The 13,758-nt window shown below is 26.4% G+C and carries 9 protein-coding genes; 8 read left to right on the top strand and 1 reads right to left on the bottom strand.

Going from position 1 to position 13,758, the window contains the following annotated elements:
* The first annotated feature begins 138 nt into the window (after nt 1–138).
* From Q1X91_RS11440 to Q1X91_RS11470, 7 genes are all read left to right on the top strand, one after another.
* A complete protein-coding gene (locus Q1X91_RS11440; protein ID WP_300757447.1) occupies nt 139–3,504 on the top strand; it encodes a hypothetical protein in 3,366 nt (1,121 codons plus the stop codon).
* Nucleotides 3,505–3,585: 81 nt separating this feature from the next.
* Nucleotides 3,586–4,200: a hypothetical protein gene (locus tag Q1X91_RS11445; protein ID WP_300757450.1), complete on the top strand. Its 615-nt coding sequence runs from the start codon at nt 3,586–3,588 to the stop codon at nt 4,198–4,200.
* A 26-nt stretch (nt 4,201–4,226) separates the two neighbouring features.
* Entirely contained in the window at nt 4,227–5,675 is a 1,449-nt protein-coding gene (locus tag Q1X91_RS11450; RefSeq protein ID WP_300757453.1) for a hypothetical protein, read from the top strand.
* A gap of 61 nt (nt 5,676–5,736) precedes the next feature.
* Nucleotides 5,737–6,675 carry a methionyl-tRNA formyltransferase gene (gene fmt, locus Q1X91_RS11455; RefSeq protein WP_300757469.1) on the top strand — a complete coding sequence of 313 codons (939 nt, stop codon included), beginning with the start codon at nt 5,737–5,739 and terminating at the stop codon, nt 6,673–6,675.
* 21 nt (nt 6,676–6,696) lie between these two features.
* Nucleotides 6,697–7,449 (top strand): PASTA domain-containing protein, encoded by a 753-nt coding sequence (locus Q1X91_RS11460; RefSeq protein ID WP_300757455.1) that lies wholly within the window; start codon nt 6,697–6,699, stop codon nt 7,447–7,449.
* Between the two features lie 64 nt (nt 7,450–7,513).
* Nucleotides 7,514–8,317, top strand: coding sequence for a class I SAM-dependent methyltransferase (locus tag Q1X91_RS11465; RefSeq protein WP_300757458.1), 804 nt, complete (start codon nt 7,514–7,516; stop codon nt 8,315–8,317).
* A gap of 32 nt (nt 8,318–8,349) precedes the next feature.
* On the top strand, nt 8,350–10,086 hold the full coding sequence (locus Q1X91_RS11470) for a DUF342 domain-containing protein (protein ID WP_300757460.1): 1,737 nt from the start codon (nt 8,350–8,352) through the stop codon (nt 10,084–10,086).
* Nucleotides 10,087–10,215: 129 nt separating this feature from the next.
* Here Q1X91_RS11470 and Q1X91_RS11475 read toward each other — a convergent pair whose 3' ends face one another.
* On the bottom strand, nt 10,216–11,499 hold the full coding sequence (locus tag Q1X91_RS11475; protein ID WP_300757463.1) for a galactokinase family protein: 1,284 nt from the start codon (nt 11,497–11,499) through the stop codon (nt 10,216–10,218).
* A gap of 246 nt (nt 11,500–11,745) precedes the next feature.
* Here Q1X91_RS11475 and Q1X91_RS11480 point away from each other — a divergent pair, with 246 nt between their 5' ends.
* Nucleotides 11,746–13,599 (top strand): methyl-accepting chemotaxis protein, encoded by a 1,854-nt coding sequence (locus Q1X91_RS11480; RefSeq protein ID WP_300757466.1) that lies wholly within the window; start codon nt 11,746–11,748, stop codon nt 13,597–13,599.
* Nucleotides 13,600–13,758: the final 159 nt, after the last annotated feature.

Below are 13,758 nucleotides of genomic sequence, written 5' to 3' on the forward strand. Positions count from 1 at the left end.
TAAAAAGGCTGTATTTTCAAGGAGAGTTTATGTATTAGAAAGTATTATTCAGTTTGTACTTCTATTTATATGCATTATGTATTTAGTTAATGGTACTTATAATCCATTTATTTATTTTAGATTTTAAGAGGTTTATTTATGAAAAATAATAGTTTGTTTAATAAAATATTTGCATATATTTGTATTGTATTATTCTTATTAATATTAATTTTATTTGTGTTGGGTAAAATTAGCAGAATAGGATATTTATCTGATTTTAAACTTATATCGCAGGAAAATGGAAATTATAATTACGATTTTAGAATTAATTATTACAGCAAAATATTTAGAAACAGCGATATATATGGAGTTTATTTAAATACTAATGAAGTTATAAAAAATAATAATTTTATTAAAGAAATATCTTTTTCAGAAAAAGGAAGTCCTTTTGGAAATTTACTTTCTTCTAAAGAAATAAATGAAGAAAAAATTGATAATATAAAATATAATCTAAATATTAAATTTTATATGTTTATAATATTAATAGTAGCTTTTATATTATTTTTTATTAATCCAAATAGTAAAAAAGTAATCAGTCATATAACAAATTTTTTTAATAAGCGTAAAAAATTAATATTAGAAATATATCTAATATTAATTTCCTTTTTTTTCATCATATTTATTTTATTAAGTAAAGTAGGTCATATAGGAAGTTTAGAAGGTTTTGAGCTTATAGCGGAAAGTAAAGCAGGGTATGTATATAAAGCTAAACTAATATCCAAAGGATTATTTTCACCTAATCTAATTTATGAATATTCAGATAAACCATTGAAATTAGAAAATAAGCCTGATTATATTAAAAATTATGGTTACAGCATAGAAATTAACAGAATGCCTGATTGGTATGATATTTCAATAGGTGCTAGTGCTTGGAATAACGAAGATGGAACATTTACAGTATCAAATTCTACAAGTTGGAATACATATAATTATATAATACCTTTATCTGTTGGAGAAAAATATAAAACCACTATAAAAATAAAAAAAGTATCTGATAATATTTATAGTGGAGGTATTACTTATTACTTGGATCAAGCAAATAGTGGTATGTATATTCATAACACTGAAAACATTACCAAAGAGTATAATGAATATTCTGGAACCATTGATATAAAAGATGTTTTAACAAATAATTATCCACATATTAATTTTACTTATCCAGAAGGTGTATTTAGTGTTAATTATATTAAAATTGAACAGATAGAAACTAATGCACTTTATATAAAAAATAATGATGAAGTAATTATAACTTCATATGTAAATCTAGATAATGATCAATCTATAAAAAATGTAAAATATAATATAAAATTAAGATATAATTTATTAAAAAAAATAATATTCATTTTTTCTATATTTTTTATTGTATATTTAATAATGCTAAATTTCTCATGTAAAAATAATATATATTTTTATCATAATTTATTTATTAAAAATAAAAAAGTTATAATTAAAATATATATTGTATTTTTTATTTTTGTAGTATTAATTACATTGATAAGTACAAATTTATATTATAATGGATATTTAACAGATTATGAGTTAATAACTTCAAGTAAGACAGGATATGTATATAGAGCAAAATTAAAATCTAAAGGTTTATTTTCTCCTAATTTTATTTATGAATACTCAGATAAACCATTGAAATTAAAAAACAAGCCAGATTATATAAAAAATTATGGGTATAATATATATATTACAACTCCTCCATCTATTTATAATACGGAAGCTGGAGAATCTTGGGCTAGTGAAAATGGATTTAGTATTTATGATTACTATAATACAAATGGGGTTTGGACATCATATTCTTATAATTATATAATAGATCCTTCGATAGGAGAGGAATATAAAATAGAAATTGAGGCAAAAAATATATATGGTACAGGAGGTAGAATAGATTATTTTTTAGATTCTGCTAATGGACGTATTAACATAGAGAATAGTTATAATTTGCTTAAATCAAATTATAAAATTTGTGAAACAACTACTAAAATAACAAATATAGATAGAAAAGGCTTTAGATTTTTATCTTTCTTTTTTCCAAATGGGGTTACTGATGTTCGATATATAAAATTGGAACAAGTTAGTGATAATTTATATTTAAAAAGTGATGATTATGTTATTTTTACATCAAGTATATTATTAGATGATACTATAGATATAAATATAGTTTCCTATAAGATAAAATTAAAATTTAATAGTATAAAATATATATTAGCAGTTTTATTATTACCTTTAATAATGTATGTAATTTTATTTTTAATATTTTTCATAATTGATAGTATTCAATTTTTAAAAAATAGATTGCTTATATTTTATAATAAATTAAAAAATATTAATTCCTATATTATAGTTATTTTAATATTTTTTACTTTTTTAATATCACCTAGAATTTTATATAAACTTTTTGATAGATATGTTGATAAAACAAATTATGAAAAAAGAAATTTTGCTGTTAAACCCAACATTGATATTAAAAATATAGATAAATATCCAAAAGAATATGAGACTTATTTTGCCGATTATATTCCATTTAGAAATGAATTTGTAAAATTAAAAAATATTATAGATATTAAAATTTTCCATAATCTTTCATCTAAAGATTTATTATTAGGTAGAGATAATTGGTTGTTTTTAAAATGGTCTCCTTTAGTAGAGGATTATATTGGGAATTATACTTATACAGATGAAGAGCTAATAACTATTAAAAATAATTTATTGTTAGTTAAAGACATTTTAGAAAATAGAGGAATAGATTTTTCTTTAATGATATGTCCTGATAAAAATAAAATATATCCCGAATATATGCCAACTTATATAAAAAGATTGCATCCTGAGTATAATTCTACAGATGAACTAGTAAATTATTTAAGAGCAAATACGGATATAAAAATCATATATCCAAAGAAAGAATTACTATCTTTTAAAAATAATGAGTTGATATATTATAGAAATGATGCGCATTGGAATAAATTAGGTGCTTATATAGGGTATTCGGAATTAATGAAAAATATAAATATTGAATATAAGGATATTAATGATATATATTATAAAAAAATACCAGAAGCAAAGGATACGCCAAATCTGGCAACAATGGTTAGTTTATCAAAAACAGATTTATATGACAGAGATGTTGAATATGAGTTATCAAATTATTCTAAGTATAGTTATAATATTATTAGTAATTATTCTCCAATTTTCATTAGTACAGTATCTGATAATATAAATGGGTTATCTATAGGTATGCTAAGAGATTCTTTCACTGATAATATGCTTGATTATATTTCAAAAAGTTTTTATAGTGCAACTTATATAGGTTTTGGTGATTCTCCTGATATGTTTATCAATTTATTATCTACAAATCCTGATATAGTTGTATTTCAAAGTGTTGAAAGATATTTAAAATATAGGGTATTATATGTTTTACAATCATTATATTATCCAACTGATAGTTTTACTAATAGATGAAGTAATAAATATTTTATAAAGTATTATACTATTTATACCGTTAATGAAAGCAGTGATAATTTAAATTATAAGCTGCGAATCATGAAGAAAATAATATTATTATTTGTTTTTATATTTAGTGTAAGCCTATATCCGAAAATAGGTATGAAAGAATCAACTATAGTAGAGAAAAAAGACTACGGATATATAGTTTATGCAGAAGATTATTACAGACTTTATGCCTTGCCTTCCTACTATGGCGAATATGATCTGCTTAGAAATGTAGATTATCTTGAAAGAGCTTTAAATGCCCCTTTTGATTTTGTTAATAGAGCTTTAACCATTATAGAAACAGAAGAGGCGTACACCAGATATAAAGACCTTATGCATATGCAGTTTAATTATCTAATAACTCAGAATTATATCTATCTTGCAGGTCTTTATGATAAAGAAAATTATTATTTTTATAATTCTCAGTTTGATGAGGATATAAAGAAAAGTTTTGAATATGCAGTGTTTTTTTATAATTTAGCTAAAGAGAGATGGGCTTTAACCAAAGAATTGGCTGATAAAGTAATGAAAAATAAGGCCAAACTTGAAATGGATAATTTAATTGATAAAGCGTATAAAATAGCACTTGGAGAGATAGATTATAATAAAACAGCCGATAGACAGCTTAAGCATATAGAAGAAATTTTGCAGGAAATGGAAAAATAAAATTATAATAATTTTGAGGTGTATTTATGTTTAAAGCAATGAATAAATACTATGAAATTAATTTTGATAAAATATTAGAACTTAAAGAAATAATAGTTAATGAGAATATAGAGATAACTTGCGTAAACTCTAATGGTATAAGTATTATAGTACCGGGTTCTTCTGTAAATCTTCTTATAGAAGAAAAAGATAATATATTACTTAAAGGTGCTAAATATTATATATCATCATTTTCAAGTAAGTTTTTTAATTTGAATAACCCTAAAACCAATAAAAATACAGTAGTAGAAGGTGCTGATGCTAGTGAGTATAATGAGGCTGATTATTTCTATCATATATATAAAAATTGTATGCCTTCAAATGAAAAATTAAAATCTGCTAATTCATCGTTTTTATCAAAAATAGTAAAAGAAAAACCAAATAATAGAATCTATTTACTAAAACCTTATGCAGATGAATTAAAACTAGAATCTAAAGCACAAAAGGTAACAAATGAAATAGCTATTTCCATAGAGCGTATGTTAACAGGATTGGGTATTATAGCAAGGCTTGACTTTATAAGATATATTAAATACATAAAAACATCTAAACAAAATTCTAATAATATTATTAATACAGAAACAGAGGTTATGATTTCCAGCATAATAAACTCTATAGTAACTTATTTGGAAAAAGAATATGTTTTTAGGGATATTTTTGATAATTTGGATTTACTTAATGATTCCAATATAATAAGTCATAGTAACCGAGTATGTATACTTATGATAGAGTTTTTATATTATTATAATAATACCTTTAATAAGGGGCTTAGTAATAAATTAAGACAGGATTATCAGGATAAATACTTGGAGTATTATAGGACTGTTTTAACTAAATTTAATATCTCTAAAGGAATAGAAAAATTAGAAAAAGTATATAAACTTGGTATAAGAAAATTTACTGCTTCAGAGATAGTTAATTATGCTTCAGGAGCTTTTTATCATGATGTTGCTATGCTTAATATTATGGATTTTATACCTACAGATGAGTTCATTAAAGACGGAGATTTTAAGGATTTCCATACATTAAAAGCATATTATTTTCTTAAATATGTATTAAATCAAAAAGATGAGTCAGCTTTAATTGCAGGTCTTCATCATGAATGCTATGGTTACGGAAGCGGCATATTAAATAATTTTCTTGATAAAAAAGCAAATGATCCAAAGCACAAAATAGATTTTTTAATGACTTTTGAAACAGAAGATATTATTAATGCTGATGCATTAGCATATTTTCCCGCTAAAATGCTCGAGATAGCTGATATATATGATAGTTTAACATTTATGAATGGAAGCAGAAATAAAAATCCTGAAGAAGTTGTTATGTTTATGAAGTCTATGTTTATAGATGAAAAAATAAAAATAGATCCGATAGCGTTTTCTTTATTTACTCAATTTCTTTCAGATATGAAGGGTGTTAATGTGATTGAGCAATAAATATAAATTTATTTTTTAATTTATTTGACTTTTAACAATAAAAATATATAATCATCTGATGATGTATAATGTTATAGTAGCAGGTTCAACCGATTTTACAAAAGATTGTATCTTACAATTAATGAAAACAGATAATGTCAATTTAAGTGCTGTAATAGCTCCAATTGATACAAAGAAGGATAGAAAGGGTAATATAATCAATTCGCCCGCTGTTGAAATAGCTTTAGAAAATAATCTTAATCTTTTTCAGCCTGAAAGTATAAATAAAGATGAATTTTATGGAACTTTGACAGATATTGCCCCTGATTTTTTAATAGTAGTAGCATATGGAAGAATTTTAACTAAAAGAACATTAGCACTTCCTAAAATTATGCCTCTTAATATTCATGGCTCTCTTCTTCCTATACTTAGAGGAGCAAGTCCAGTAGAGCATGCACTTCTTTACGGATTTGAAAAGAGCGGAACTACATTACAGAAAATGGATGCCAAATTAGATGAAGGAGATATAATACTTCAGCATGAAGTTGATATAGCAGATAACTGGCAATTTAATGACTTGTATGATAAAATAAAAGAAAGCGGCGTTTATTTATTAAAAGAGTTTTTTAAAGATGTTGATAAATATTTATCTAACATGATAAAACAAGATGATTCTTTGGCAACTTACTGCAGTAAAATAAAAAAAGAAGACGGTAAACTTGACTTCTCAAAAGATGTTATTAGTCTTCATAATATGACAAGAGCTTTTGTAAGATGGCCTACAGCATATTGTTTTTACAAAGATATATCAATAAGAGTTTTTAAGAGTGAATATAAATATGATAGAGAATGTCAAAGTGATTTTGGAAAAATAGTTGATGTTAATAGTGAAGGTATTTATATTCAGGCACTTAATGGTATTTATATAATAAAGGAACTTCAAAGAGAAGGCAAAAAGAGACAAACAGTAAAAGAATTTTTATGCGGAAATAAATTAAATATAGGTGAATATTTTCTTTAATAATCTTGGAGTTAATTATAAATGAGCAGAAAAAAAAATAAACCTGAAGTTAAAACTAATACTGAAGAAAAACAGGAAAAAACTGAAATAAAAATTGAAAAAGCGGAAAAAATGGAGATTAAAAAAGATAATAAACAATTTAATAATATCTTAAATAAGATAATATTTTATATAAAGAAATTTATAAGTATTATTTTACCAAATGGTATAGTAAACGATTCCAAATCATTACTTGTGTTTGGAAGATTAACACTTTTTGCTTTAATAGTTTTTGTTTTGCAGATATTAGTTGTATGTATAGTTGTATTTGTTATAGTAAAATCAGGAGGCGAATCTTTTGTTCTTCCAGATGTTCAGGGTAAGGAAGTATTTCAGGCTTTTAATACTTTAGAGAAAGAGGGTATGAATCTTAATATTCAAACTCATTATTTCAATAATTATCCATTAGGCACAGTTGTAAGTCAGGAGCCTAAAGGCGGTATTAAGGTAAAAAGAGGAAGAACAGTATATTTAGTTATTAATGTTGCAGAACAGGCTTTAGTAAAAATGCCTGATGTTACTGGCATTAAATATGAAGAAGCACTCAGTATTATTACAAATGATATTTTAAGCACTATGACTAATGTTACTATACTTCCGAAAGTGGAAATAAATGATTCTCTTTATGAAAACGATATAGTAGTTTCCCAGATTCCTGCTGCTGAAGATGTTGTTAGTATGAATACAGAGATAATATTAACAGTTAATAATAAGAAAACTCAAAATCAGCAATAAGATATTTTTATATTAAATTTAAAGAATGCACATTTTTTTCCGAATATAATAATCGGAGAGTTATATGGCTGAAGGAAAAGAATGTGAATTTTGCGGCAGTACCAAATCTGAAGTTTATATAAAAACAGATTTGGTAAGCTACAACAGATGTTTAAATTGCGGACTTATATATCAATATCCAGTTTTAAGTCAGGAAGAGATAAATGATATATATAGTGATAATTATTTTGAGTATGAGGTAGCCAATCAGGAAAATTTTTTTGGTCTTATGAAGCTTGCTATGAAAGATATTGGTTTTGATAAAATAGAAAGCAAACTTCCCAATAAAAATGTACTTGATATAGGGTGTGCTACTGGAATGATGCTTAACTATTTAAAGACTAAGGGCTATAATGCTCAGGGTATTGAAATATGTTCATCATCTGCGGAGTATGCAAGAAAAAATTATGGTATTGTAGTTCATGAAAAGCCTTTACTAGAAGTAGGATTTGATAGCGATTACTTTTCATTTATACACTTTTCACATGTTATAGAACATGTACCAAATCCTGCAGATACTTTAAAAGAAATTTACAGAATACTTGCTAAAGGCGGATATTTGGCAATAACTACACCAAATGCAGATGGTATGTTTGCCAAAAAGTATAAAGGAGCTTGGAGAGCTGTTATGCCGCAGCATTTATGGCTTTTTTCAAAGACTACATTATCAAATTATATGAAAAGTATTGGCTTTAATATTATTAGTGATTTTTCTTGGGGTTCTATTCCAATAGAAAAGAAGCCTAATAAAATAATTAAAGCTTTTTTTGATAAATATGTTAAATTATTTAATAGGGGAGATGTTATGCTCTTCTTGTGTAAGAAATGAGAATAGTTTTTGCAGATTTTTAAGGAGAATATATGGCTAAGGAAATTATAAAACCAACATTATCAATTGATCCTAACAATTATGAATTTTATTATGACAATACTATTAATACTAGAGAAATTTATGATCAAATTGTGGATATCGATAGTAAGGATCAAAATTTGTATGAAGAACTTTTAAAAAATTATGTTCACCCTGGAGAAGCCATATTAAAATCCATTTCTAAACGCGAAGGAATAAAAGCTGGTAAAAATGTAAAATTTGATAAAATGACTGGTAATTACAGATCTACAGAGCATGGATATGTATTTTATGATGAATTAAAATCAGTATCAGTTATACCAATTATTAATGTTGCTGATAAATGGAGAGGTGTTATGGTTCTTCCGCCTCAAAAACAGCAGAAAAAACAGGTGCTTTTGGAAGAAGTGCAGACAATAATATCTCAGATACCTATCAAATTAATGGTAGATTATGATAAAGTTGCAGAATTGGTTGCTTATAATTTGAAATATGATGAAGGTGTAATGTGTGTATTCGTTGAAGGAAGAAAACCTGTAGACGGAAACGTTCAGAAAGTCATATTAGATTATGATTTTACTATAGATACAGGTAAAGAATCAGAAGACGGTGCTATAGACTTTAAAGAAAGAGGTTTTATACATAACATAGAAGCTAATGTTCAAATAGCACATTTTATGGAGGAAAAGCCTTCTTTAGACGGACTTGATATATACGATGTTATTATGGAAGCACATTACGATGAAGATCCTTGCTACAAATTAGGAAAAAATGTTAAAGTAGATGAAGACGGCATCACTATTAGAAGTGCTATAAGAGGTATATTAAGCAATCACAATAATACTTTGTCTGTAAGTACTGTTGCTGAAATAGATAAAGTAGACTTATCTACTGGAAATATAGAGGTTAATGGTTCTCTTATTATTAAGGATAATGTTGCACCTGGTTTTTCTATAAAAACTGAAGGTGATATATTAGTAAGAGGAAATATAGAAGATGCTGAAATAGAATGTGCAGGAAATTTGATAGTTTCAGGCGGTATAATAGGAGGAACTAACAGTAAAATACATGTTAATGGTAAATTATCTTCTCAGTTTATAAGAAATGCTACTATAATATGTAAAGGTGATTTAGTCTCTAATCAGCTAGTTAATGCTGAAATAGCCTGTAATGACAGAGTTATAATACTTGAAGGTAAGGGTGTTATTATCGGAGGAAATGTTAAGGCTTTGAATGGAGTTTGGGCAAAAAGTATAGGTTCTATGAGTGAGTCTAAAACTACTATTACAGTGGGAAGAGATGCTGAGGCTGATGCGGAGTTCAAAAACATAGTTTCTACAGTTAAGACAAACAAAGAAGAGATAAGCAAGATAAAATCACTTTTGGGTACAGAATATTTTAAAAATCCTAAAGCTTTTATAGAGAGAATACCTGTAAATAAAAGAGAGGGTATAAAAGATATCTTAAAAAGAATTACAAACCTTGTTAGAGAAACGGCACAGCTTGAGGTTAGAAGAGATGAAATGAGTGCAGAATTTGAAAAACTATCTCATAGCAGTATTACATCTATGGAAGGATTTTTCCCCGGTGTTACTATTTATATATCAAGTATTAGAAAATATATATCTAAAAAGATTTCAGGTACAGAATATTTTTATTCTAAAGAACTTAGAGATATATCAGAAAAAGCACCTAAACTTCTTCCTTTAGAAGAATATGATTTTCCTAGGGAAATAAAAGAAGATTGATAGTTAAGTTTTATTAAATAATAATTAAAAAATAGGCATAATATATAATTACTTAAAATTTTGATTAATTATATATTATGCCTTTTTATTTTTTTATTATATATTTTTATAATTTTATAATAAATTATTTTAGATTTCGCATACTGGAGCTTGTCTTACTCTTATTTTTACAGCACTTCCTTCTCCAAATACTGCGTTCATATATTTTTTATATTCTTCTGCTCTTTCTAAAGGTATTAAAGCCTGTATAGTACCAGCAAATCCGCCTCCATGTACACGGCATGCTCCTTCGCCTTTTAGGAAATCTTTTGTAAGACATATAGCCAAGGCTACTCCCATGTTTTTGGAACTTGTAACAGAATAGCAATTCTGTAAATACATAAAGCTTGAAAGTCCTGATTCATTCATAAGTTTTATATAGGTATTAATATTATCATTTTTTAGGGCATTTATCTGATTTATCACTCTTTCATTTTCTTCTATGAAGTGATAAGCTCTCATTACTGCTCTGTCACCGATTTTTTCTCTTAATTTTGAAGCATTATCTATTAATTCTTTTTTACTTATTTCCCTGCATACTTTTTTACCGAAATAATTAGCAATAGCATTCATTTCCTCTCTTATGGCAGCATATTCATTAGTAAGAGAACTATGATCTCCTTTAGCATCTACTATCATAAGAGCATATCCCTTACTTTCAAAATCATATTCTACTTTTTCTATAATAGGGTTGTTATTGTCTTTAAAATCTATAGACATAATTCCGCCTACAGAACAGCCCATTTGATCCATAAGTCCGCATGGTTTTCCAAAATATATATTTTCAGCATACTGTCCTATTTTAGCTATATCTACTTTGCTTATCTTATCATCATTATATAAAGCATTTTGTATTTCACCAATTAAAGATTCAAAACTAGCAGAACTGCTTAATCCGCTTCCTATAAGTACTTTATTGTTTAATGATATTGTACAGCCTCCAATATTATATCCTTCTTTTTTTATTCCAGCACAAACACCTCTGCTTAAAGCATTTGATTTTCCGTATTCATCTTTATTTATTTCTAAATTATTAATATCTATAATATCAGGATTATTTGAATAGTCAGTATAAACCACTATTTTATTGTCATCTCTTTTTGAAACTACAGCGAGTTTATCCAAATTTATAGATGCTGTCAGTACGCATCCATTATTATGATCAGTATGATTGCCTGATAACTCTGTTCTTCCAGATGCACTAAATAAATGTATTTCTTCACTTTTATCTATATTTTCAAAATGTTTTATTGTTTCTTCTAGTCTATTATAGGCTTCAGATATGCTGTTTTCATCTCCTCCGTATATCAATGAAAATTTTTCATGCATTTTTTTTTCTTTTAATAGTTCTTTTAATTGGGATATATTATACATACTTAATCCTTATATTTATTATGTTATTATGATAAACAATTATGATGATTTTGTCAAAGAAAAAATCATAAAACTATCATATAAATTTAATTTACAAATATATAAAATATTTACCTAATATTTACTATTTATGTAAAAAATATATATTTTTTATAAATTTTAGTAAAAAATATTTACGTAAATATAGACTTTTTTCAATTTTTATAATATACTATTACTATAATGATTGAGTTTATGGAGTTATTTATGAAATTTATGCAAACTTTAAAATTTAGAATGCCTTTTACTATTATATCGTCTGTAGCTGTAATGCTTATTATACTTATGATAGTAATAATATCAGCTTCTTCTGTATTTATAGAGAAGACAGCTTTAAGAGGGTTTATGGAAACAGCAGACGGATATAGGGATTTAGTTTCTGTATGGTTAAATGATCAAAGGGATTTAACTTCTGTTATAGCAAAAGAATCAGAGTTTTTGGACTATTTTAAAAATCCTAATGATCTTAATTTAACTATAGCAGAAAGTGAGTTAATAGAGTTATTGGGAGAGTTGGGGGATCATTTTGCTTCTTTTTCTTTATTTGATTTAAACGGAAAAGTTGTAACTTCCACATCAGAAAATACTATAGGAAGCGACATAGCAAATAGAGGTTTATGGAATCGTTTAATAGAAAGCGGATATAAATATTCTATAGCAGATGAAATAGAAATGTCTCCTACAAATGATGAGTATGTTATTACTGTATTATCAGGGGTAGTTGATTACACAGGAAAACCTGCAGGAGTTTTGGCAGCAGAATTAAAATGGGATAATTTTGCAAAAAAATATTTTTCTGAAATAACTATAGGAAAAACCGGCAATATTTATGTAGTAGATGAGGACGGAAAAAGGGTGGCACATAAAGATGTTCAAAAGATTAACACCGTATCAGAAGGTTCAAGGAATGCTTTAGCTGCTGCTTCTACTGAAAGAAAAGGCACTTTGCATTATGAAGATGACGGCAAAAAAGTAATGGCTTTTTCAAGGCTTGATAATATAGATTGGATAATGTGTGTTACTATGCTTGACAGCGAATTTTATTCTGACAGAAATACTCTTATAAAAATAACTGTTGTTTTAAGTGTATTACTTCTTATTTTTACTTCATTTATAGTAGTAAGATATGTTCATGTTCATATATCAAAAGTTTTAGCAAGATTAGCAAGTGATTTAAATAGACTTGGAAACGGAGATCTTACAGTATCAGCACCAACTAAATTTTTGAGCAGTAAATATAAAAATCATGAATTTGGAATAATAGCAAACGGATTTGATAATACAATAAAAAAATTAAAAAATATAATTGAAAATATAATAGATTCTTCAAACAATATAGAATTAACTTCAAAAGAATTAGAAAGCGGAAATAATGATTTGGCTTTGAGAACTCAATCTCAATCATCATCGTTAGAGCAGACAGCTAGTTCTATGGAGCAAATGGCTTCTACAATAAAAAATTCTGCAGAAAAATCTGTTATAGGAAATAATATGATGAATGATTCAAAAAGATCAGTAGAGGAAGCAGGATTTATAATAGACAGCACAACAAAAAGTATGGAAGATGTTTATGAAGCAAGCAGAAAGATAACTCATATAACAAAGTTAATAGAAGATATTGCTTTTCAAACTAATATATTAGCACTTAATGCATCAGTTGAAGCAGCTCGTGCCGGAGAGCAGGGCAGAGGTTTCTCTGTTGTAGCTTCTGAAGTTAGAACTTTGGCACAGAATACTCAAACATCTGTTAAAGATATTACTTCTTTAATAGCCGATTCAGATGAGAAAATAAGAGTGGCAACAGAAGCAGCAAGAAAATCTCAGGAGATATTTATTGATATTAAAGATAAAATAGAAAATACAGCTAATATAATGCAGGATATTTCTACAACAGCAGTTGAACAGCAAAGCGGTGTTGATCAGGTTAATCAGGCAGTATTGAGAATGGATGCAAGCACGCAGGAAAATGCTAGCTTGGTTGAAGAGTCAAAAGAAGCCAGCATAACTTTAAGCAGTGAAGCTCAGAAATTGATAGATGTTGTAAGTTATTTCAAATTATAATAATTTGTTGAAGTTAATAAAGTATTATCAAATAATTGATAATACTTTATTTTTTTAAAATGCACAGGAGCCAGACATATTGCATTTAAGTATTCCTTAATTTCTTAAAGTATAACATAGGTGTATCATAATTTAAAGCTGAATGTATTCTTTTGTGAT

The sequence above is a fragment of the uncultured Brachyspira sp. genome (assembly GCF_949287625.1).
Taxonomy (GTDB): domain Bacteria; phylum Spirochaetota; class Brachyspiria; order Brachyspirales; family Brachyspiraceae; genus Brachyspira.